The 19,976-nt window shown below is 64.2% G+C and carries 24 protein-coding genes and 3 pseudogenes; 15 read left to right on the top strand and 12 right to left on the bottom strand.

All coding sequences use genetic code 11. The features are described 5' to 3' along the window. Positions 1-55 precede the first annotated feature (55 nt). The 3 genes from NAF06_RS09865 to NAF06_RS09855 all read right to left on the bottom strand — a co-directional run bounded on the left by NAF06_RS09865 (position 56) and on the right by NAF06_RS09855 (position 2,922). The gene (locus NAF06_RS09865) at positions 56-577 is read right to left on the bottom strand and encodes a hypothetical protein (RefSeq protein WP_251106154.1); all 522 of its coding nucleotides are present in this window, start codon (positions 575-577) and stop codon (positions 56-58) included. 266 nt (positions 578-843) lie between these two features. Further along, entirely contained in the window at positions 844-1,746 is a 903-nt protein-coding gene (locus tag NAF06_RS09860) for a hypothetical protein (RefSeq protein WP_152418737.1), read from the bottom strand. Next, a complete protein-coding gene (locus tag NAF06_RS09855; RefSeq protein WP_100243509.1) occupies positions 1,747-2,922 on the bottom strand; it encodes a hypothetical protein in 1,176 nt (391 codons plus the stop codon). 219 nt (positions 2,923-3,141) lie between these two features. Between NAF06_RS09855 and NAF06_RS09850 the strand changes: the two genes are divergently transcribed. Beyond that, on the top strand, positions 3,142-3,741 hold the full coding sequence (locus tag NAF06_RS09850; protein ID WP_152418738.1) for a nucleoside 2-deoxyribosyltransferase domain-containing protein: 600 nt from the start codon (positions 3,142-3,144) through the stop codon (positions 3,739-3,741). 50 nt (positions 3,742-3,791) lie between these two features. On the opposite strand, the pseudogene NAF06_RS09845 reads toward NAF06_RS09850, so the two are convergent. Further along, positions 3,792-4,623 (bottom strand): annotated as a pseudogene (locus NAF06_RS09845) (IS5 family transposase). Positions 4,624-5,042: 419 nt separating this feature from the next. Between NAF06_RS09845 and NAF06_RS09840 the strand changes: the two are divergent. Further along, positions 5,043-5,198 (top strand): hypothetical protein, encoded by a 156-nt coding sequence (locus NAF06_RS09840; RefSeq protein ID WP_239638713.1) that lies wholly within the window; start codon positions 5,043-5,045, stop codon positions 5,196-5,198. Positions 5,199-5,275: 77 nt separating this feature from the next. Here the strand turns inward: NAF06_RS09840 and NAF06_RS09835 are convergent, their stop codons facing one another. After that, on the bottom strand, positions 5,276-5,509 hold the full coding sequence (locus tag NAF06_RS09835; protein WP_008583794.1) for a type II toxin-antitoxin system HicB family antitoxin: 234 nt from the start codon (positions 5,507-5,509) through the stop codon (positions 5,276-5,278). A 40-nt stretch (positions 5,510-5,549) separates the two neighbouring features. Then, a complete protein-coding gene (locus NAF06_RS09830; protein ID WP_008583796.1) occupies positions 5,550-5,813 on the bottom strand; it encodes a MarR family transcriptional regulator in 264 nt (87 codons plus the stop codon). A 245-nt stretch (positions 5,814-6,058) separates the two neighbouring features. Between NAF06_RS09830 and NAF06_RS09825 the strand changes: the two genes are divergently transcribed. Genes NAF06_RS09825 through NAF06_RS09810 form a run of 4 tightly spaced genes read left to right on the top strand, consistent with a single transcriptional unit; the run spans position 6,059 to position 7,363 of the window. Then, positions 6,059-6,301 (top strand): hypothetical protein, encoded by a 243-nt coding sequence (locus NAF06_RS09825; protein ID WP_008583798.1) that lies wholly within the window; start codon positions 6,059-6,061, stop codon positions 6,299-6,301. Then, positions 6,298-6,645 (top strand): PadR family transcriptional regulator, encoded by a 348-nt coding sequence (locus NAF06_RS09820; protein WP_008583800.1) that lies wholly within the window; start codon positions 6,298-6,300, stop codon positions 6,643-6,645. The genes NAF06_RS09825 and NAF06_RS09820 overlap by 4 nt, the downstream gene beginning before the upstream one ends. Next, on the top strand, positions 6,645-7,046 hold the full coding sequence (locus NAF06_RS09815) for a hypothetical protein (protein ID WP_008583802.1): 402 nt from the start codon (positions 6,645-6,647) through the stop codon (positions 7,044-7,046). Before NAF06_RS09820 ends, NAF06_RS09815 begins: the two co-directional genes overlap by 1 nt. Beyond that, positions 7,043-7,363, top strand: coding sequence for a hypothetical protein (locus NAF06_RS09810; RefSeq protein ID WP_008583804.1), 321 nt, complete (start codon positions 7,043-7,045; stop codon positions 7,361-7,363). The genes NAF06_RS09815 and NAF06_RS09810 overlap by 4 nt, the downstream gene beginning before the upstream one ends. Before the next feature lies 1 nt (position 7,364). Here the strand turns inward: NAF06_RS09810 and NAF06_RS09805 are convergent, their stop codons facing one another. Beyond that, the gene (locus NAF06_RS09805; RefSeq protein ID WP_008583806.1) at positions 7,365-7,676 is read right to left on the bottom strand and encodes a hypothetical protein; all 312 of its coding nucleotides are present in this window, start codon (positions 7,674-7,676) and stop codon (positions 7,365-7,367) included. Positions 7,677-7,729: 53 nt separating this feature from the next. Here NAF06_RS09805 and NAF06_RS09800 point away from each other — a divergent pair, with 53 nt between their 5' ends. The 7 genes and pseudogenes from NAF06_RS09800 (at position 7,730) to NAF06_RS09770 (ending at position 12,157) form a co-directional block, all read left to right on the top strand. Beyond that, positions 7,730-8,044 (top strand): hypothetical protein, encoded by a 315-nt coding sequence (locus NAF06_RS09800; RefSeq protein ID WP_008583809.1) that lies wholly within the window; start codon positions 7,730-7,732, stop codon positions 8,042-8,044. Continuing rightward, positions 8,041-8,409, top strand: coding sequence for a transcription initiation factor IIB family protein (locus tag NAF06_RS09795; protein ID WP_008583811.1), 369 nt, complete (start codon positions 8,041-8,043; stop codon positions 8,407-8,409). Before NAF06_RS09800 ends, NAF06_RS09795 begins: the two co-directional genes overlap by 4 nt. After that, complete coding sequence (locus NAF06_RS09790; protein ID WP_008583813.1) at positions 8,406-8,714, top strand: hypothetical protein; 309 nt, start codon at positions 8,406-8,408, stop codon at positions 8,712-8,714. Before NAF06_RS09795 ends, NAF06_RS09790 begins: the two co-directional genes overlap by 4 nt. Beyond that, entirely contained in the window at positions 8,711-9,853 is a 1,143-nt protein-coding gene (locus NAF06_RS09785; RefSeq protein WP_008583814.1) for a tyrosine-type recombinase/integrase, read from the top strand. Before NAF06_RS09790 ends, NAF06_RS09785 begins: the two co-directional genes overlap by 4 nt. Before the next feature lie 79 nt (positions 9,854-9,932). Then, positions 9,933-10,109, top strand: a pseudogene (locus NAF06_RS09780) (restriction endonuclease); the annotation flags it as partial. A gap of 176 nt (positions 10,110-10,285) precedes the next feature. Beyond that, positions 10,286-10,393 (top strand): annotated as a pseudogene (locus tag NAF06_RS09775) (AbrB/MazE/SpoVT family DNA-binding domain-containing protein); the annotation flags it as partial. Positions 10,394-10,642: 249 nt separating this feature from the next. After that, a complete protein-coding gene (locus NAF06_RS09770; RefSeq protein ID WP_008583820.1) occupies positions 10,643-12,157 on the top strand; it encodes a replication factor C large subunit in 1,515 nt (504 codons plus the stop codon). A gap of 28 nt (positions 12,158-12,185) precedes the next feature. Here the strand turns inward: NAF06_RS09770 and NAF06_RS09765 are convergent, their stop codons facing one another. Further along, positions 12,186-13,352, bottom strand: a complete 1,167-nt coding sequence (locus NAF06_RS09765; RefSeq protein WP_008583822.1) for a sensor histidine kinase — start codon at positions 13,350-13,352, stop codon at positions 12,186-12,188. Between the two features lie 207 nt (positions 13,353-13,559). Here NAF06_RS09765 and NAF06_RS09760 point away from each other — a divergent pair, with 207 nt between their 5' ends. Next, positions 13,560-14,627: a zinc-dependent alcohol dehydrogenase family protein gene (locus NAF06_RS09760; protein ID WP_008583824.1), complete on the top strand. Its 1,068-nt coding sequence runs from the start codon at positions 13,560-13,562 to the stop codon at positions 14,625-14,627. 58 nt (positions 14,628-14,685) lie between these two features. Here NAF06_RS09760 and NAF06_RS09755 read toward each other — a convergent pair whose 3' ends face one another. The 4 genes from NAF06_RS09755 to NAF06_RS09740 all read right to left on the bottom strand — a co-directional run bounded on the left by NAF06_RS09755 (position 14,686) and on the right by NAF06_RS09740 (position 18,122). Next, complete coding sequence (locus NAF06_RS09755; RefSeq protein WP_008583826.1) at positions 14,686-15,414, bottom strand: amino acid ABC transporter ATP-binding protein; 729 nt, start codon at positions 15,412-15,414, stop codon at positions 14,686-14,688. After that, entirely contained in the window at positions 15,411-16,250 is an 840-nt protein-coding gene (locus NAF06_RS09750) for an amino acid ABC transporter permease (protein ID WP_008583828.1), read from the bottom strand. The genes NAF06_RS09755 and NAF06_RS09750 overlap by 4 nt, the downstream gene beginning before the upstream one ends. 75 nt (positions 16,251-16,325) lie before the next feature. Next, positions 16,326-17,147 (bottom strand): basic amino acid ABC transporter substrate-binding protein, encoded by an 822-nt coding sequence (locus NAF06_RS09745; protein ID WP_008583830.1) that lies wholly within the window; start codon positions 17,145-17,147, stop codon positions 16,326-16,328. A gap of 135 nt (positions 17,148-17,282) precedes the next feature. Then, the gene (locus NAF06_RS09740) at positions 17,283-18,122 is read right to left on the bottom strand and encodes a COX15/CtaA family protein (protein ID WP_008583832.1); all 840 of its coding nucleotides are present in this window, start codon (positions 18,120-18,122) and stop codon (positions 17,283-17,285) included. Between the two features lie 326 nt (positions 18,123-18,448). Here NAF06_RS09740 and NAF06_RS09735 point away from each other — a divergent pair, with 326 nt between their 5' ends. Then, on the top strand, positions 18,449-19,951 hold the full coding sequence (locus NAF06_RS09735; RefSeq protein ID WP_008583835.1) for an MATE family efflux transporter: 1,503 nt from the start codon (positions 18,449-18,451) through the stop codon (positions 19,949-19,951). Positions 19,952-19,976: the final 25 nt, after the last annotated feature.

Genomic DNA, 19,976 nt, shown 5'->3' with positions numbered 1-19,976 from the left:
GAAATTCGAGCCAGAGATACCTAAGGGCGGGTCTCCACAGGAGGTATCCTTCCGTTCAAGAACTGTGGTGTGCTTGGATCTGTTCGATGATATCCGGCTCTTGTCTTAGGATCCGTTCCGCCTCATTGAGGATATCGCGGATCAGCTTGGCAGATGGAGCAGAAATAGAGATGATTTCCTCAGACCCCTCTGGACTCACTTCAAACGGTTCGTAGAACGTTTCCCTCGTGAGCCCGCTCTTCACTGACTCGGCAGCAGAGCAGTCGAGGTGTTCAGTTGCTCTCGCCGCAGACTGCTGGTATCGCTTGTCGTAGCGCGAGTGTTCACAGAGCATGTACTCGGTAAGCATGGCTTCCCACTTTCGAGCTAGCGTTGGGGTTTTGTCGTACTCGTAGGGTGTGTATGGGAGGTTTTCATGCGATTCGACGTCGATTGATACCCCCTTCAGTTGTTCAGCCAGTTCCCCCTGTATCAGGTCCGCGGGATACTGTTTCTCGAACAACTGATCCAGCGTATCCTTAATCGCAGGATGCTCTTCGTTCCACGGTGTCTCGTTTAGATAATCACTGAGTACCATGTTGGTGAGAACGGCTTGAGTGGGTAGTATAATAAGTCATAACAGGAGTAAGGGAGTTTCCTGCGAAGATCCGAGGATCTTCAGATCTTGATATCGGATCAGATCTATTCTCTTCCTATCTCTACACAGGGCGGATCAAAGATATCGCGGGTGAACCCACACCAGCAAATGTCTGCCGTGGCGTATCGTTCCGTGGAGGTCTGACCTTTTCGACTGGTATGAGAAGTCGGCAGTTGACGCCACAAGAGTCGAAGTCTAAAACTGGCTCAGAAAAACTCTTGAAGACCGGCCTGTTCGCCATCAGCCTCCTCAAGGAGATCTTCTACCCTCTTTTCGCGGAGAAGATCCTCGACGCCAAGAATGTCCCCCAAATCGTCTCGACGAAATAGATAGCTCCCATCAGATTGTCTGTGACATGCCTCTACATACGACAGAAATTGGAGACTCTGCTTTATTTTTCTGAGACGGACATCGCGTCTCCCATGGAAGTTCTGTATTTCTGAGGCAGTAGCCTCGAAGCTTTCGCCATTCAGATTGTTCAGCACAATATCGTGTGTGATTGAGTAGCTAAGGGCTTCTAATTCGACATTCTCAGGAAGATAAATGACCTTATCAGTAGCTTTCGGCAGCTGAATTCCATCTAAGAACCTTTCATTGTACTCGTCTCGCGAGAACGATCCAGAATCGAGCCGGAGAGTCGAACCACGCTGTTGAGTGAGCACTGGTGCGTATTCAGCTAACTCTTCGAGAGTTTCTCGACAGTTTTCATACTCCTCCTTACAGTCCTCGATGAACTCTTCGCCGTACACAATACAGTGCTCAAAGCCCACAATATCATCTCGGTTATATCGTTCTGCGAGATCAGTCTGCATCGCGAACTCTTCGACCGCTTCGAGCCCGAGTTCGCTATACTCTCGCATCTGATCGATATGGCTATTGTTGATATTCTCTCCAGCCTTGATCTCGACGAACAACAGAACACCGTCTTTGAACAGGGTGAAGTCAGGATCAGGTGTTGGATCCTCTTCACCACCTGGGATCCGCATGAATGAACCAACTAACCCGAATCCACGGGAAGAGAGGCCTGTTGTGTTGTGGCGGCTTTTAATCGCAGCGTGAAAGAGGTTGTATGAGTAGATCTCGTCTTTCTGACGGGACCACTCCGACATTTACAGGACCCCCACCTTCTCTGAAGTCTTTTCTAACCGATAGGTGGTGTTGAACTCTCGCCTTATTATCTCACAGAAGTCGCGAAGTGTGACCGAGCTTGTCGCCGGCTTCGCATGGAGGACGATATTCCGATCCTCAATGGTGATTTCAAACGGCTCATCCCGCTCTTTGTCGAAGACCATGTAATTGCCGTCCTCCCAAACCGAGTACTCGTACCGTCGTTTCCCGTCAATTACCTCATCCTCTAATTTCTGGACCAAGCCCTCGTGGGAAGGAGCGACATCTGGTTCGAGGTCGTCGACCTGCTCCACCAATTCAAGCGTCGCGTGTCCTTCAATTGAGAAGCCCTGTCTTTGTGGTATCTTCCTAGGTTTTTGTTCGACATCGAAGTTCTCTCTGTCGCGTGACTGATACTCTTCGCCCAGATGCATCAGCGTCTCGTGACCGAGATCTTGGCTATCTTCCCGGATGCGTGGGACAGAGAAGTATCCGCCAACATCCATTGATGTTTTCACCGCGTCCGCAGGGCTGTTTCTGCGACTCAGTTCGAGCCGAGATGGGCGAGCGTTGAACTCCTCCTCGACCTTTTCGAGGTCTCCCGGCTCAGATCCGTGGAACTGAATACTAACGCTCTGTTCCCTGTAATACGGCTGGTACTTAGCAGTGAACCCGGAGACGTCGGTCTTCTGTAGGTCCTCGGATATTTCTTCCAGATCTTCCGAAGACAAAAGGAGACGATCCAGTTCAGGCAAGTACTTAATCAAACGCTCTACGGTCCTTTCAGTCCACTTTCGCCGCTCAATAGTGAAAACTCGAAGGTAGTTATCTGGGTAATAGAAGAAGAACTGGTCGGTACGATCGTACTGCGGGGTCGTGATTTCTACACTAGAGAGTTCCTCGTTCAGTATATACTCCTCAAAATTATGAGAGTCGAAGAACTCCGTTTGTGGCTTTGTGAGCCCGTCAGCAAAGAGCAGATTTTGGATTCGCTCCTCAATATCACCCTGCTCAAGCCCTCTGTTTTCCGCGAGGAATACCTTAAGCTCGGTCGTAGTCTTCTTCTTCTCACGTCCTTCTTCAGCAATTTCCTCGTCGGATTTTGTGACGTACTGGATCAATCTGTCGAGGATTGCCCCAGTTTCTTTCCCTTCGAGGTTACCCGGTTCGAAGTACATACTGGTGCCCTTATATAGGACATATAATCCAAGCATGAAAACTTCCCGGCACGCAGTGAATGTGTAGCTGTTACCTGCTGAAGCCAAGAAAATTGGCCCAATTGAGCGCCATATTGGACTACTCAAGTCAACAATGGGGCAAAAATGTATTCGTCAGCGTGTCACTGAGTTATTTCGGACAGCAGAACATTCAAACATACTTACTGGAAATGGGGGTGTATGTCCGTACAACCAACACAGGACTATCCCCGAATATACACGGCAGGGGCGATGCGCTGGCAGGACAGTGAAGATTCTTGGTGGCGGCGTAGTGTCGAAGAATCTCTTGAGGGGATTACCTTCTATCACCCAGAAGATACATACTTCGACCACGGAGGTGATTTTGTCCAAGGTGCGGTATCGGAAGATGTTCAGGCAATCAACGCCGCTGACGGCGTTGTAGCTTATTTTTCAGAGACACCTCAGATTGGAACACTTGTCGAGACACTACACGCACTACACACAGATACGCCGACGCTTGTCCTGTTCGATGACGATTTGATTGAACCGCACGCGAATGGGGACCTCGACTATCCTCTTCCTCTCGAGAGCGCACTTTACCGGGCAACTGCTGATGATCACTGGTTCCTTATCAATTACATCAACGGGGATGACGACCAATCGGGGCAGCGGAATATCCCTGGTTGGATTTCCGCGTGGGAAGGAACTCCGCGGGGGTCGGTTGTCGGTGTTGAAACTACAGCTCATATTCGTCAAGCGGTCACAGAATGGACAGCAGACAAGTTTGGTGTGAGTTTGGACAATCCGAGGAGTGACTGACTCCTGATCTGTTCTTAGGGCTGTGTTGAATCGCTGTAAGGCGTAGAGATTCACTGTTTGACGAAGCGCTTGATGTTGTAGACCATACACATCAGAGCGATCTCGCGGAACTCACGGAACCAGGACCGCGCTCGCACGGCGAAGCCGAGCGAGCGCTTCACAGCCGAGTTCACGGTTTCGGTCATAGAGCGCTGATTGTAGCGATTATCGTCGATTCTGGCGTTGTGTGCGTGGTCGTACGGCGCGAAGATGCGGTGCTTGATCAGCGGTCTGATCCCAAGATCGCGTAATCCTTCGCGGAGCGATTTCTTGTCGTAGCCCTTATCGGCCGCAAGAGACCGCAGATCGCCCGCGTTCCGGCGGGCGATCTGCTCAGCGAGATCTGCGTCACTTCCTTCTCGGTTCGTCGAGCAGTGAACGTCAAGGACAGCTTGCGACGCTGTATCGACGAGTTTCGTGACTTTCAGCTTTTGAACGCGGTAGCTGATTCGCTGGCAGTAGTGGCGGCTGGCTGGTGAGCGGTCGTAATGTGGCGTCGATGTCGCGCGCGTGTTCGGAGAGATCGTGCAGCTGCGCCGACTGGCGCAGCAGCACTCGACAAACACTCATACTGATCCGGTCGAACGCCTTACACAACGTGGACGGCGCAGGGAGATCGGCCGCGCTAAGGCCGATCTCCCCGGTTATTTGTGGCATCTCTTTGAGCAGGCCGATCGTCATGCGGTACGATGTATCGAGGTAAATTCGCAGACAGTGGAGGGAAACGAGTGCGTAGTCGGCGAATCCGCCGCCGCCTTCCGGGGCGGCGGATTCGCCTCCATCGCCAGTAACTCTTTGAGCAACCGGCACAACCTCCCCGATGAAGCGGGAGATTTGTGTCATAGGCAACCGAATCTTCCCGCTTCAACGCCTTTGATTTAGCGACCTACCCTGCCGCCGTATGGCGATTCAACACAGCCGTTCTTAGTTAATGTAACCAGCCGACCAGGTCCAAGTATCGAGACAACCGCTGTTTGCGGCAGCGATCGCGACTCTCATCCGCGGCGACCGCGCGAGCCACGACGTCACCCAGACGACGCTCCGTGAGCTCCGCGGCGATGTCGATCTGTATCCCGACCGATAGGCGACGCGATCACCATCCGGAACACCATCTAGAACTGCCGAAACCCGTACACGGTACCGAGGGCGCGACCATCCGGAACCGTTCGGAACCGCCCGGGCCACAGTAATCCGTGCGTCGAGACGACCTCGACACATGCCGACTCACGACGGCACGACTAGGACCGCGCGACGACCGACCAATGATGACTGACGACACGACCATGAGCGACGCACACACCCAGCCGACGGACGAGCCGCACAGCGAGGAAAATGGGTTCATCACCAACGGGAAGCACAGGTCGTCGGAGGAGACCGAGGAGCGACTCGTGATGAACTTCGATCCGGAGGAGGTGTGATCGTCAGCGATGCTCGTCGATCCGGCGACAGAGTACGGAGACGGCCTTCCGCCCGGTGAATCGCTTCCGAACCACGATTACGTCGTCTCGTCAGCGTCGTCGAACCACGGAACGTCGGGCACGCCTACCTCGTCCGAGTCCTCGTCGGTGACTGCCTCACCAACCTCGGTGTGTAGGGCCACCGCCTCGTCGAGCATCTCCAGCGCCTCTTTACGGGTGTCACCGCACGAGGCGACACCGAGATCCTCGTCGATCGCGGACCAACCGCCCTCGTCCTCCTCGATCAGGCGGATCTCGCGGCCACTGCTCATGACCGGTAGTAGTGATGACCCTAGAATAAGCGTTCTGTCGCTACGCGCCGGCGTCTTCGATGACTTCTGCTTCAACGTCCCCCGCGAGGAAATCGCGACCGAAGTCAGAGAGTCGATAGAGGCCGTCTTCGGGCTGCTCCAACAGTCCGCTACTGAGGAGGACCTTACACCGTTTACTCACGTACTGACGGTTGTAGTCGATGTTGGCTGCGAGTACCTTCGGCGAGGTCACTATATCGTGGCTCTCGAAAAAGCCGAGAACTTCGTAATCCACCGGAGAGAGCCACGATACGCGTTCCACCATTTCTCGAGTCATATCTCTGACCATGAAAGTAAAATTTCGCCTATCTCATTTCGTTCTAACCATGTACGTGGTGAGAATCAAACTACGTACGTCGTTAAATTGATTACCCCTGCCTTCAGAACGTGTAGCTACGGAAGCACTCTCGCGGACCCGTCGCTCGCCGATGGGTCCCGTCGCAGAACAAATGCGGACCCCGAGTTTGGGGCTCGGGTCCGCGTGGGCTTCCGTGAAGTAGCACGAAAGCCATGTCAGCAAACCCGTCCGGGGACCTTCAAGTTCCCGGCACAGACCACGGCGGTATCGTTCTCACTGGCGACAGCGACGCTTGTCCGGGGTGCGGTCGCCCGCTCTCGACGCACGGCTACGCGTTCGATGGCTTCGGCGGTCGCGCCACGCTGTCACCGGGCGGCCTCGACGTCAGCGGCGTTCCGCTCCGGAACCTGCTCGACGCGATCGGCCGAGACACCTCGCAGTTCACAGACGCATGAGTTCCGACTCCACTACGCCGACGACCGACCCCGAGACGCACCGCATCCGCCATACCGACCTCACCATGTTCCAAATCGACATCCTCGCCGTCTGCGCGCGGCTGGAGTCCTCGCTGGGCGAGGTGAAGGGCCTCGCCATCAAGGACGGCCTCGAAGATGTCATCGAGAAGCCGGTGAACCACGGCCGCCTCTACCCGAACCTCGACGATCTCGCCGCGATGGGGTTCATCGAGAAGGGGAAGATCGACGACCGGTCGAACTTCTACCGCGTCACCGAGGAGGGGTTCCGCGTCCTCGACGAGCGCCGCGACCACATTGCGCGAGCGATCGACGGAGGTGCGTGATGTCGGGGAACTCGCACGCCGGCGTGGTCGCGGAGCAGTTGGCGATCGCGGAGGCCGACGGCGACGAACCGAACGTCGTCGAGGTGCCGATCACGCTCCACCGGAACGATCAGGGCCTCCACGCGTGGGTCGACGAGAGCGCGGTCGGCGACGAGGTCGCAAACGAGATCGACATCGAGGAGATCGAGCGCCGGCTGTTCAACCGCTTCCCGGAAATCCTCTTACAGAACGCGGAGGAGAACCTGACGCCAGAGTGGTGCCGGAAACCGGAGGAAGCACCGCGGGTCGCGCTCGCTGAGTACTACCCCGACGTCGACCGCCTCGGCGGCGTCACGGTGTCGATGGACCAGCGCGCCCAGTGGGCGATGATCCCACGGAACGACGGAGGTGAGTCAGCGTGAGCGAGTCCGAATCCCCTGTCCGGACCGACGACGTGAAACCGTGGCCGCCGCGGCTCGATGACGTTCGCGACCTGGAGGCGATCGTCGACGCGCTCGACGAGCATCCCGACGTCGTGGAGTACCACCAGAAACCGGACCATCGGGACTTCGCGACCCACTTCGTCGTCCGGGTGAGCGGTGACACGCCGTCCACGACGGACCTGAGCGACCTCTATCGAGCCCACGACCTCCGGTCGACGTGGGCACACATCCACCCGACGGGTGACCTCGCTTTCGGCGTTGAGGCGAAGTTACCGGAGGAGGTGGGCGATGCGTAGCTTACAGGAAGTGCCCGTGGTCGACGACGCCGTCGAGGTCGAGATCGTCGAGTTCGCCGAAGAGCATCAACTCGATCTCTTCGGTCTGTTCGTCGCTCCCGTAGGCCCGGTGCTCCGAAAGCGCCTCGTGGAGGTGATCGAGTCGGTGCGAGCAGTCGGAACAGCAGACGACGACCGGACCCATCGGGAACCAGTCGAGGTCGCGCTCCTCTTCGAGGTACTCCCGGTAATCGGGCTTGAGGTCGAACACGGAGGGCCGGCCGGGGATCGTGTCTCCGCAACGGGCGCAGGTGTCGGGGACTTCGTCGGTCATCGTGGCTCGCAGTTGCGCTATCAGCAGCATCAGTCTTCGGGGGGTGTCGCGGCATGATCGATCTCGACGAGCTGAGCGACGAGGAGATCGAGGCGGTCGTGAACACGAAGATATTCCAGAAGGCGCTCGCGTATCGGCGCCTCTCGGACGGCATCAACGTCCTCGAAGACGAGGGACAGGTCTTCGAGTCGATGGTGAACGCGATCACGAAGCAGCACTCGCAGGTGCGCTCGGAGGACTCGACGCGCGAGTTCTTCCGGCTGTTCCGCGACGAGGTGGAGACGTTCACCGAGGAGATGGAAGCCGAGAGCGACGGCGCCGACGCCGGCGACCTCTCGGACATCATGATCGACGGGGACGACCGATGACGGACCTCGACCTCGCGTCGGACCGCGTCGACGAAATCGCTGATGAACTCGACCTCTCGGATCGGGTCACCGAGCGAGCGAACGAGCTCGCTGAGGCCGCGGATTTCCAGTACCCGATCAACCGCTCGCCGAGCGTCGTCGCTGCCGCGAGCGTGTACCTCGCCGGCGTGCTCTACAACGAGAAACGCTACCAGCATGAGATCAGCGAGGTCGTCGACGTCTCTGAGGCGGCCATCGGATCCTGTAATCAGGAGCTGCTCGAACACGAGGGGTACGGCGACTTCCCGAGCGAAGACACGGCCGCCGATGTGGCCGAGCGCGATGAGGGCCTCGTCCGCCGGATCAGGGAGGTCATCCGAGGATGAGCGGGAGCAACATCGAACGCCGCGTCGTCGACGCTGAGCGCCCACTTACGGGGGTAACGTACGGGCCGACGGTCGACGACGACGGCTACGTTCTCACGCTGATCACGGCGGACGGCCCGCTCGAAGTCGAGTTCGACGAGGAGTCGATGTACCTCCTCTGGACCGAGGTCAAGGGCACGCCGTGGCCGGACCCGCCGACGTCGACCGAGCGGGACCTGCTGGTGAAGCGCCTCGTCGAGCTCGCGAACGGCGCCGACGAGAAGATGTTGCGCGAGGCGATCCGCGTGCTCGGAGGTGAGCGGTGAGGGACGACGAGTACGAGGCGCCGGCAGCCGGCGACGAGCTCGTTCCGATGGCGCCGCGCGAGGCGTTCGAGATCTGGCTCGAACGGCAGGAGATGGACAAGTCCGAGAGCACAGTCCAGAGCTATCGCTACCGAGTCAGGCCGTTCGTCGAGTTCCTCGAAGAGGAGGGCGTCGACAACCTGAACGACCTGAACGGGCGCCACGTGCTCCGGTTCGACTCGATGCGCCGGTCCAGCGGTGACATCCAGAAGAACACGCTGAACAACCAACTCGGGACGATCCGGCAGTACCTCGAGTTCGGTATCAGAGCGAACGCGGTCGAGCCGGCGGTCGCAAGTCAGGTCGACATCCCGCAGCTCTCGAAGGACGAGCGGATCAACCGCGAGAAGCTTCCGACACAGCGTGCGAAGGATATCCTCGAGTACCTCGACCGCTTCGAGTACGCGAGCCGCGACCACGTCCTCGCGTTCCTGCTGTGGGAGACCGGCGCCCGCGCAGGGTCGCTCCGAGCACTCGACTTGGAGGACGTCTACCTCGAAGAGGACGATCTCGATCGGCTGCGGTACCAGGAGGACCTCGACGTCGGCGAGTCCGTCCTGGAAGAGATCCTCGGCGGCGTCGAGCTGCCGTTCGTCTACTTCCGGCACCGTCCGGACGAGGACACGCCACTAAAGAAGAAGTACGGCGGCGAGCGCCCGGTGAACATCTCGGAGGAGCTCGGTGAGGTCCTCCGGGATTACATCCGGTATCGCCGCGTGGAGGGTTCCGACGAGAACGACCGGAAGCCCCTGCTCACCTCGAAGAAGTCGCCGGGGAGGATCACCGTCTCCGGCATCCGGATCCGGGCGTACGAGCTGACCCAGCCGTGTCAGGTCGGGAAGGAGTGCCCTCACGACCGCGACCCGGCCGACTGCGAGGCCCGCGTCCACGGTCAGCAGTCGCGCTGTCCGTCGGTTCGGTCCCCGCACAAGTGGCGGACGGGCTCGGTGACGTGGCATCGCGACCGCGGATGGGCGCCCGAAGACATCGCGACCAAGATGGCGACCTCAGTGGAGCTCGTGAACAGCGTCTACGACCAGCCTGAGAAGCTCCGGCGAATGGCGATCCGCCGTGAGAATCTCGACAAACTATACGAATAATGACACTGAAAACCTCCGAAAATCGGATGGAGTACAACTCAGACCGTGTCGCTGTCCTCAGCGGTCCCATACGAACTTCCCGGATGTCGACGACGTGGCCGACGACTTAGAGAACCATCTGGAAACGGTCGAGCGCGCCGAGGAACTTGATGAGAAGATTGAGAAGACCGACGACCTGATCGACGAGATTGTCTACGAGCTGTACGGACTCACCGACGAGGAGATCGAGATCATCGAGGAGGCGGTCGGGGAGTAGAGCTCGCGCTTTTTGATCGAATTTTCCCTGAGTGGTCGCGAGCGAAGCGAACGGCCGATCCGGAAACACCTCGCAGATCCGGTTCCACCTATCGGCGAGAATTTATAATACCGTCACGAGTACCGCCGTATATGTCGAGTTCCGAGTGGCGTCCCGAGGACGACGATCGGCCCTCGGAGGACCCGCTCGAAGCGCTCAGAGACGAGTTCGAGGATGTCAAGAAGACCGCCGAGGAGTTGCGTGACGGCGCGCGAGACGCCGCGATCGACGAGGCGGGGCGCTGAACGTACGGGGAGACCGACTTCCTCCTCGCGCTGATCAAAGACGACGACCGGCTCGGAGACGCGGCCGAGTCGACGTATCGCGATCATCGGGACGACTTCTGGACCTCCCGGCTCACGCTCGACGCGCTCCACCTTGTCGTATCTAGTGACGGCGCGTACGAGGGGTTCACCCCGCGTCTCGACCTCCGCGAGCGGGCGGACGACTGACGCTCCGCAACCACTAAACGCGGCTCGCTCCTTGCTCCGGTAATGGCCGACTGGACGGAGAAGTACCGCCCGAGCACGCTCTCGGAGGTGCGCGGCAACGACAAGGCCCGCGACGCGTTCGCGGAGTGGGCCCGCTCGTGGGACGACCATCACGAGGCGGTCGTCCTCCACGGCAGCCCGGGCGTCGGGAAGACGAGCGCGGCCCACGCGCTCGCGAACGACATGGGGTGGGAGACGGTGGAACTCAACGCCTCCGACCAGCGCACCGCCGACGTCATCGAGCGCTTCGCGGGGCGGGCCGCCCGCAACGCCACGCTCGGCGGGAGCGCGGCGGGCGGCGGCGCGGCCGGCGGCGACACCGCCTCGCGCCAGCTCGTGATCTTGGACGAGGCCGACAACATCCACGGCAACTACGACCGCGGCGGGGCCTCGGCGATCACGAAGCTGGTCAAGGAGTCGGGCCAGCCCATCGTCCTCATCGCCAACGACTACTACGACATGTCCCGGGGGCTCCGGAACGCCACCCAAGAGATCGAGTTCCGCGACGTCTCCGCGCGCTCGATCGTTCCCGTCCTCCGGGACATCTGCCGCAAGGAGGGAATCGAGTTCGAGTCCGACGCGCTCCAGCAGATCGCGGAGGGGAACCGCGGCGACCTCCGCGGCGCGGTCAACGACCTCCAGGCCGCCACGCAGGGGCGCGACTCGATCACGGTCGCCGACGTGGTCACCGGCGACCGCGACAAGGCGCTCGGGCTGTTCCCCTTCCTCGACGCCGTGTTGAAGGAGGAGTCCGCGGAGGAGGCGCTCCAGTCCGCCTACGCGGTTGATGAGACGCCCGACGACCTGGCGGCGTGGATCGAGAACAACGTCTTGGACGTGTACGAGCCGACGGAGGCGGTCCGCGCGTACGACTTCCTCGCGAACGCCGACGTGTGGCTCGGCCGGGTCCGCGCCACGCAGAACTACAGCTACTGGCGGTACGCGACCGACAACGCGGCGGCGGGCGTCGCGGCCGCCCGCGACGGCGAGAAGGGCGGCTGGACGCGGTACGGCCGGCCGCAGTTCTGGTCGTCGTCCGACGCGACCGCGGACGAGGTCGTCGGCAAGATCGCGGCCGCCAGCGGCTGTAGCGTCGCGACCGCGCGCCGCGAGGTGTTGCCGTTCCTCGAAGCGATCACCCACCACTGTAAGCCCCGCGAGCTGACCGTCGCGATGGCGGCGGCGTACGACCTCGACGAGGCCGGCGTCGCCTTCGTCACCGGCTCCGGCGAGTCGACGAACAAGGTCGCGTCGATCGTCGAGGACGCGCAGGCCCGCCGCGAGGACCTCATCGAGGAACACGCCGACGGGGCCTTCGCGCTCGGCGGAACGGGGCGCGCGGGCGACGGCGACGACGGGGCCGCCGGCGACGGCTCCGCCGTGGACGACTCCGCGCCGACCGCCGCCGAGTCCGACCGCGGCGGCGCGGCGGCCGACGCCCCCGACGGCGCGCCGGCGACCGACGCGGACCCCGACGATGGGGACGACGATCAGGCCGGACTGAACGACTTCATGTGATCGGCCCGCGGCCGCGCGCCGCGGCCGCTCACGCGCTGTGCGTCGGGTTCGGCTCGCTTTCGGCCGACTCTCCGGCGTCGAGCGACTCGTCGCAGGCGAACTCGAACCGCGCGCCGCCCTCCCGGCTCTCCGTCACCGAGACGGCCCAGCCGTGCGCCCCCGCGATGCGCTCGACGATCGCCAGCCCGAAGCCGGTGCCGTCGGGGGCGGTGGTGTGTCCCGGCTCGAAGACCGCGTCCCGCTGGTCGACCTCGATTCCCGGGCCGTCGTCCGCGACGTAGAACCCGTCGTCGGTCGGGCCGACGCGGACGCGGACCGCCGCGTCCGGTAGGTCCGACGCGTCCGGCGTGTCAAACGCGTCCGGCGCGCCCGTCGCGCCGTTCTCCGCCGACGCCTCCCCGCCCGTCGAGAAGGTCCCGGACTCGATGTCGTCTTCGGGCGTTCCCTCCGCCGGACCGGAGAGGGCGTCGACGCTGTCGGGCGTCCCGTGTTCCAGCGCGTTCCGGAAGAGGTTCTCGAAGGCCTGGCGGAGCCTGTCGGGATCGCACGAGACTTCGCCGAGCGGTCCGTCGACGACGAGCGCGGCGTCCGCTGGCTCGCCGACGGTCCGCCACGCCCGCTCGACGACCGACCGCAGCTCCGTCGGCTCGGCGGCTCGGACCGTCTCCCCCTCCCGGGCCAGCGTCAGGAGGTCGCCGATAAGGTCGTCCATCCGGTCGAGCGCGTCGAGGGCGCGGTCCAGCCGCTCCGTCGTCCCGTCGCCGTCGAGGTCGGCGTCGAGGTCGGCCGCCAGCTCGATGTTCCCGACCGCGACCGAGAGCGGGTTCCGGAGGTCGTGCGAGACGACGCTCGCGAACTCCTCCAGCCGCTCCCGCTGGCGCTCCAGCCGTCGGCGGCGCTCGACGCGCTCGTCCGCCGGGAAGAGGTAGCCGACCACGTCGCCGTCGTCGACCTCCCGGCCGCGCTCGTGGATCCACCGCGACCCCGCGCCGCTCTCGACGCGATACACGACGTCGACGGGATCGACTTCCAAGGCCGCGCGGAGCCGGCCCCGATCCTCGTCGGCCACGCAGCCGAGCCACCCCCCGTCCGGCCGCTCCGGCAGGTCGAGCCGCGGGTCTCCGGCGGCCTCGACCACGAACCGCGAGGCGTCGCCCCCGGGACGACGGTACGCGATCCCGGGCCGCTGCTCCATTCGTTCCGACACGTGTCAACGAGTCTACCCGGCCGATATAAACCTTACTCGACTATCACTTGTCATGCGCTGAGATCAAGTCGAAAACGCGCGAAATAATTGTCGCGGACGAGCCGACGGTCGGCTCGAAGGGGAATCAGTTGCTCCCGATCAGGAGGGTCCGCGAGTGTCGAGAGAACTTTGTCCCGTCCGCCGGTGTGTGGTCGTATGCGCGCAGCGATCCTGCGAGAGTACGGCGAGCCGCTCGCGGTCCGCGACGTGCCGGCCCCCGAGCCGGCACCCGACGGGGCCGTCGTCCGCGTGGAGGCCTGCGGCGTCTGCCGCAGCGACTGGCACGCGTGGGCGGGCCACGGCGAGTGGGCCGACGACCGCGTCCCGCGCGGCCAGATCCTCGGCCACGAACCGGCCGGCGAGGTGGTCGCCGTCGGCGACGAGGTCGACCGGTTTCGCCCGGGCGACCGGGTCGTGGTCCCCTTCTCGCTCGGCGACGGCACCTGTCCGCACTGCCGTCGCGGGGCCGGCAACGTCTGCGAGGACGGGCGCGCGCTGGGGTTCGAGCCCGACGCACAGGGCGCGTTCGCGGAGCGGGTGTCGGTCCCGGCGGCCGACTACAACCTCGTCGAGCGCCCGCCGTGGCTCGGCGCGACCGCCGCCGCGGCGCTCGGCTGTCGATACATGACGGCGTACCACGCGCTCGCCGAGCGGGCGGGCGTCGGCGGGGGCGACGCCGTCGCGGTCCACGGCTGCGGGGGCGTCGGCCTCTCCGCGGTCCAGGTCGCCGCGGCGCTCGGCGCGCGCGTCATCGCGGTCGACGTGGACGACGACGCGCTCGCGATGGCGACCGAGTCCGGTGCTGACGCGACCGTCAACCCGACCGACGCCGACTCGCGGAGCGTCCCCGAGCGGGTCCGCGACCGCACCGACGGCGGCGCGGACGTGTCGCTCGACGCCTTAGGGATCGCCGAGACCTGCCGGAACTCGGTCCGGTCGCTGCGACCGCGCGGCACCCACGTTCAGGTCGGCCTCACGACCGAGGCCGAGCGAGGTGAGGTGTCGCTCCCGACCGACTGGATGACCCGCTGGGAGATCTCCTTTATCGGCTCGCGCGGGATGCCGCCGACGAGCTATCCGGACCTGTTCGCGCTGATCGAGGCGACCGAGGTCGACCCCGCCGCGTTAGTCACCGACGAACTGTCGCTGTCGGAGGTGTCGGGGCGGCTCGCGGCCATGGACGAGTACGACGCGCGCGGCGTCGAGGTCGTCACCGACCTCTGAACTCGACGCGGAGGGACCGACAACGGCCGCGAGGGACGGATAACAGCCGTGAAAGACCCTACAGCAGCCGCGAGAGGAACTGTCGACCGCGCTCGGTCCCCGGCTCCTCGAAGAAGGACGCCGTCTCGGTCCGCTCGACGACCCGGCCGTCGGCCATCAGGACGATGCGGTCGCCGACCTCCCGGGCGAACCCCATCTCGTGGGTGACGAGGACCATCGTCATGCCGTCGGCCGCGAGCCCCTCGATCACGTCGAGCACCTCGCCGACGAGTTCGGGGTCGAGCGCGCTCGTCACCTCGTCGAACAGCATCACCTTCGGCTCCATCGCCAGCGCCCGGGCGATGGCGACGCGCTGCTGTTGCCCGCCCGAGAGCGCGTTCGGATACGACTCGGCCTGGTCGGCGAGGCCGACCCGGTCGAGGAGCTCCGCCGCAGCCTCTCTCGCCTCCGCCTCGGGCCGGCCCTTCACCTTCTCCGGCGCGAGCGCGACGTTTTCGAGGGCGGTCTTGTGCGGGAAGAGGTTGAACGACTGGAACACCATCCCGATCTGCTGGCGGATCTCGTTCACGTCCGTCTCGATGACGGACCGCCCGTCCAGCCGGATGTCACCGGCCTGTATCTCCTCTAATCGGTTCGTACACCGGAGCAGCGTCGACTTCCCGGAGCCGGACGGCCCGATGACGACGACCACCTCCCCCTCGTCGACGGAGAGGCCGACGTCGTACAGCACCTGCGTGTCCCCGAACGACTTGTCGACGCCGTCGAACTCCACGAGCGGACGGGTCACGCCTCCTCACCCCCGTCGGCGTCGCCGCCGGACCCGAGCCCCGACAGCCGACCGAACATCCGGCTGTCCGACCCCCAGTCGGAGCGGCGCTCCAGTCCGTTGACGAGCTGGCTCATCGACATCGTGATGACGAGGTAGAGCACGCACACCCACACGAGCGGGGTCCACGGGTCGAGCTGGTTGCTGTTGATGTTTCGGAACACGCTCATGATCTCCGGGACGGCGATAACGGTCAGCAGCGAGGTGTCCTTCACGAGGATGATCTGGTCGTTGCCGATCGCCGCGAGCGCGTTCCGCCACGCCTGCGGGAGCACGACCTCGCGCAGCGCCATCACTCGGGACATCCCGAGCGACCGCGCCGCCTCCATCTGGCCGTCGGGGACGGCGTCGATCCCGCCGCGGATCGCCTCGCCGACGTACGCGCCGTGGTTCAGCGTGAGCCCGACGATCGCGGCCGGGAGCGCCCAGTCAGGGAACGGGAACTCCCCGGTCGCCCACAGCCGCGGGACGCCGAAGTAGATGACGAACAACTGGAACAGAAGGGGGGTACCGCGGAAGAACTCGACGTATCCCTTCGCGATCCGCCCGGTGATTCGCGACGTCGAGATGCGGCCGAGCCCCACGAAGACGCCGAGGGTCACGGACAGCAGGCTCGATATCACGACGATCTGGACGACGAGGAAGAACGCCTCCGCGAACCGCCGGGCGATGAGCGGCGAGGAGAGCAGCTCGTAGTCGACCTGCGTCGAGAGGATCCACGCGAGCAGTCCGCCGATGGCCAGCACGAACCCGCCGGCGGCCGCCTCGCCGACCCGCTTCACCAGCCGGTCGCGCATCAGTACGCCGCCGCTCGATTCCGATTCGGTCTGTGTTGCCATTGGGTATCAGGTGAAACGACGAAGCGGGGAGACTCAGGCCTGGAAGTACTCGTCGTAGATTTCGTCGTACGTCCCGTCGTCGCGGATCGCCTGGATGGCCTCGTTGACCGCCTCTCGGAACTCGTCGTCGTCCTGCCGGAACGCGATCCCGTACTCCTCGACCGTCAGCGTGAGGTACGGCGGTGCGTCGTCGCGGTCTGACGCGACACCGTCGCCCTCCAGGAACTCGACGTCGTCGTTCTCCGCGGCGAACTCGCCGCTCACCGTGTTGTCGTTGATGACGGCCGACACCTGGTTGTTGAGCAGCGCGTCGAACGCGCCGTTGATCTGGTCGTAGCTCTCGATCTCGAGTTCGCCGTCGAACTCCGCTTGGAGGTCCTCGGCGGCCGCCTCGCCGGTCGTTCCCTTCTGGACGCCGACGGCCTCGCCGCGGAGGTCCTCCCGGGAGGTGATGTCGCTGTCCTTCAGCAGCAGGACGGTCTGGTACGCGGTGAAGTACGGGTCGGAGAAGTCGACGCGCTCGGCCCGCGACTCGTTGATCGTCATCGCGCTCATGATGACGCGGAAGTTCGCGTTGTTCAGCGACGCGATGATCCCGTCGAAGGAGGTCTCCTGGAACTCGAACTCCCGGTCGAGCTGCTCGCCGAACACCGCCTCGGCGATCTCCACGTCGAACCCGACGAGGTCGCCCGCCTCGTTCCGGTACTCGAAGGGGGGGTACGGGATGTCCGAGCCGATCGTGATCGTCTCGCTGCCGTCGCCGCCGCCGCCGATACAGCCGGCGGTGGCCGCCAGGCCGGTCGCGCCGACCGCGGTCAGGTACTGTCTCCGATCCAGCGAACTGGGTTCGTCCATACACCGTTGCTCGGTTGATCACGGTTTCAACGTTTCGACCGCAGATCAGCAATACTTGCCGCACGCCGTGGATCTGACAGGGTCGTTCCGGACGTACGCGGCGTCGGGGGACCGGTTCGCGGCCGACCCGCGCGGTCAGTCGCCGCCGATCGGCGCGGTGCCGTCGCGCACCTCGTCGACGCCGCGGAGGGTCCACGCCGCGCCCGCGGCGAGCGCGACCGCGACGCCGAGCGCGACGAGGTTGATCTGCTGCCACGTCGCCGTGTACAACACGAGGTCGCGGCCGAGCAGCAGCGTGCCGACGAGCGCGGCCATCGACCCGGCGGCGAGCGCGCGGACCGTCCCGGCGGTGCCGGCGTCGAGCCCGTCGTACCGGTTCCGGGCCGCCTCCGTCGCGTACGCGATCGTCGCGACGAGCCCGAGGTGCCCGGCGAGCCCGGTGACGTAGAAGGCCGCCTGCGCGGGCGGGGCGTAGGTGAGGAACGGAACCGCCCGCGAGAAGACCGCGCTGGCGACGATCCCCGCGACCGCGATCCCCGCGGCGACGCGGAGCAGCCGCGCGTTCCCGCGCCCGCCGCCCCAGATCGTCGCCAGTCCGAGCAGCGTGAAGATCGTCAGCGCCACGATCAGGTGCGCCGCGTGCGTCGACACCGTGTACCCGCCGGGGACGAGCCCGCTGAGGGTGACGGTGATCGCCCCGACGGTGATCTGGAGCGGCAAAATCGCGACCGCCAGCGTGGCCGCGAGCTTCGTGCGGCGCTCGAATCCGGAGCCGAGCCACGTCCACCCGGCGACCCCGATGATGAGGAAGCCGGTGACCATCGCCCACACCCGGTGGAACCACTCGATGAAGTCGGGGTTGATCGTGAGCGCCGGGATGAGCTGGTCGGAACACAGCGGCCACTGGGCCTGACACGCCAGCCCGGACCCGGTCGCCGCCGTGTAGACGCCGAGCGAGAAGAGGACGAGCGTCATCCCCGTCGTCGCCGCCGCGTATCGCCTGAACGTTAGCCACGCGGGCCGAATACTCATTGACCGATTTCGGGCGCGCGCGCACTTAGACCGTTCGGCCGCTCTCCGCGTCCGGGAAGGTCCGGCCCCTTCCTCCCCCGGGAAACGCCGAGCCGCCGCCCCGCCGCCCGCCGGCTTCCGAACGTTTTTGACTGACCAGTCAGTATCGACACCGATCGAATGGACGACACGGACCGACCGATCCCCGACACTTCACACAGTCCCCTCCGCGGCGCGCACAGTCCCCTGGACGGGCGGGACGGCGCGGCCCTCCCGGAGGTGACCCGCTGATGGGACTCCGCGACGCGGTCGACTCGCTGTTCAAGGGGGCCGACGACCTGGACCTCACCTCGGGCGACATCGGCTGGCCGCTGTTTTTCCTCTCTTTACCGATCGTCGTCCAGAACCTCTTTCAGGTGCTGTACAACCTCGCCGATACGTTCTGGCTCGGCCGCTACAGCACCGAGGCGCTGTCCGCGATCACGTTCGCGTTCCCCATCGTCTTCCTGATGATCTCGCTGGCGCTCGGCGTCTCCGTCGCGGGGAGCGTCCTCGTCGCCCAACACACCGGGGCCGGAAACGAGGAGCGCGCCGCGTACGCCGCCTCCCAGACGATGGCCTACGCGGCCGTCATCTCCGTCGTGCTGGGCGTGCTGGGGTACGTCTTCGTCGACGACATCACGGCGCTCCTCGGCGTGAACGAGACGGTCGCGCCGCTCGTCGTCGAGTACATGCGCGTCTACGCGGTGGGGCTGTTCGCCGTCTTCGGCTTCGCGGTGTTCATGGCGCTCATGCGCGGCTACGGCGACACCGTGACGCCGATGTACGTCATGGCCGGCTCGGTGGTCCTCAACATCCTCCTCGACCCGATATTCATCTTCGGGTTCGACGCGAACCCCCTGTTCGCCGTCCTCGGACTCGGCGGACTGGAGGCCGCGGCGCTCGACGCGACCGGATTCACCGGCTGGGGGATCGCCGGCGCTGCGATCGCCACCGTCGGCTCGCGGGCCCTCGCGCTCCTCGTCGGCCTCCGGATCATGTTCCGCGGCGACCGGGGGGTTCAGATCCGGCTCTCGGAGATGCTCCCGGACCCCGAGTTCGGGAAGACCGTCATCGGTATCGGGCTGCCGGCCTCCGCGGAGGGGGCGGCGCGGTCGGTGTCTATCACCGCGCTCCTCGTCGTGGTCGCGACGTTCCCGAACGCGGTCAGCGGGGCGTACGGCATCGGGACGCGGATCTTCTCCGTGATCTTCCTGCCGGCGCTCGCCGTCTCGCAGGGGATCGAGACGATGACCGGACAGAACATCGGCGCGGGGGAGCTGGACCGCGCGGCCGACACGAACCACTTCGGGGCGCGCGCCATGCTCGTCCTGCTCACGGTCGGCGGCGGGGTCATCGTCCTCGCCGCGAGACCGATCGCGGGCGTCTTCTCCCCGGACCCGGCCGTGGTCGACCACGCGACGACGTTCCTCCGCGTGAGCGGCCTCTCCTTCGGGTTCATCGGCGTGATGCGCGCGTACACCGGCGGCTTCCGCGGCGCGGGCCACACGATGATCGCGGCCGTCATCTCCCTGATCACGCTCGGGTTCGTCCGGCTCCCGGTGGCGTGGGTCGCCGCCGACCCCCTCGGCGCGATGGGGCTGTGGATCGCCTTCCCCGTCTCGAACGTCGTCGGCGGGGTCGTCGCGTACCTCTGGTTCGAGCGCGACACCTGGCGCGACGGGAACCTCACGGAGGAGGGCCCGTCGACAGAAGAGATCGGACCGGGCGTCGCGTCGCCCGAAGACGACTGAGTCCGACGGGTCCGTCCCCGCGGCG

Origin of the sequence: Halorubrum hochsteinianum, from assembly GCF_023702125.1 — an archaeon.
GTDB lineage: Archaea > Halobacteriota > Halobacteria > Halobacteriales > Haloferacaceae > Halorubrum > Halorubrum hochsteinianum.
This window is presented reverse-complemented; position numbering and strand designations above follow the sequence as displayed.

Coding starts and splice junctions, on each gene's coding strand:
- NAF06_RS09865 (WP_251106154.1), bottom strand. CDS start 577: ATGGTACTCAGTGATTATCTAAACGAGACACCGTGGAACGAAGAGCAT.
- NAF06_RS09860 (WP_152418737.1), bottom strand. CDS start 1,746: ATGTCGGAGTGGTCCCGTCAGAAAGACGAGATCTACTCATACAACCTC.
- NAF06_RS09855 (WP_100243509.1), bottom strand. CDS start 2,922: ATGTACTTCGAACCGGGTAACCTCGAAGGGAAAGAAACTGGGGCAATC.
- NAF06_RS09850 (WP_152418738.1), top strand. CDS start 3,142: ATGTCCGTACAACCAACACAGGACTATCCCCGAATATACACGGCAGGG.
- NAF06_RS09840 (WP_239638713.1), top strand. CDS start 5,043: ATGATGACTGACGACACGACCATGAGCGACGCACACACCCAGCCGACG.
- NAF06_RS09835 (WP_008583794.1), bottom strand. CDS start 5,509: ATGAGCAGTGGCCGCGAGATCCGCCTGATCGAGGAGGACGAGGGCGGT.
- NAF06_RS09830 (WP_008583796.1), bottom strand. CDS start 5,813: ATGGTGGAACGCGTATCGTGGCTCTCTCCGGTGGATTACGAAGTTCTC.
- NAF06_RS09825 (WP_008583798.1), top strand. CDS start 6,059: ATGTCAGCAAACCCGTCCGGGGACCTTCAAGTTCCCGGCACAGACCAC.
- NAF06_RS09820 (WP_008583800.1), top strand. CDS start 6,298: ATGAGTTCCGACTCCACTACGCCGACGACCGACCCCGAGACGCACCGC.
- NAF06_RS09815 (WP_008583802.1), top strand. CDS start 6,645: ATGTCGGGGAACTCGCACGCCGGCGTGGTCGCGGAGCAGTTGGCGATC.
- NAF06_RS09805 (WP_008583806.1), bottom strand. CDS start 7,676: ATGACCGACGAAGTCCCCGACACCTGCGCCCGTTGCGGAGACACGATC.
- NAF06_RS09800 (WP_008583809.1), top strand. CDS start 7,730: ATGATCGATCTCGACGAGCTGAGCGACGAGGAGATCGAGGCGGTCGTG.
- NAF06_RS09795 (WP_008583811.1), top strand. CDS start 8,041: ATGACGGACCTCGACCTCGCGTCGGACCGCGTCGACGAAATCGCTGAT.
- NAF06_RS09790 (WP_008583813.1), top strand. CDS start 8,406: ATGAGCGGGAGCAACATCGAACGCCGCGTCGTCGACGCTGAGCGCCCA.
- NAF06_RS09770 (WP_008583820.1), top strand. CDS start 10,643: ATGGCCGACTGGACGGAGAAGTACCGCCCGAGCACGCTCTCGGAGGTG.
- NAF06_RS09765 (WP_008583822.1), bottom strand. CDS start 13,352: ATGGAGCAGCGGCCCGGGATCGCGTACCGTCGTCCCGGGGGCGACGCC.
- NAF06_RS09760 (WP_008583824.1), top strand. CDS start 13,560: ATGCGCGCAGCGATCCTGCGAGAGTACGGCGAGCCGCTCGCGGTCCGC.
- NAF06_RS09750 (WP_008583828.1), bottom strand. CDS start 16,250: ATGCGCGACCGGCTGGTGAAGCGGGTCGGCGAGGCGGCCGCCGGCGGG.
- NAF06_RS09745 (WP_008583830.1), bottom strand. CDS start 17,147: ATGGACGAACCCAGTTCGCTGGATCGGAGACAGTACCTGACCGCGGTC.
- NAF06_RS09740 (WP_008583832.1), bottom strand. CDS start 18,122: ATGACGCTCGTCCTCTTCTCGCTCGGCGTCTACACGGCGGCGACCGGG.
- NAF06_RS09735 (WP_008583835.1), top strand. CDS start 18,449: ATGGGACTCCGCGACGCGGTCGACTCGCTGTTCAAGGGGGCCGACGAC.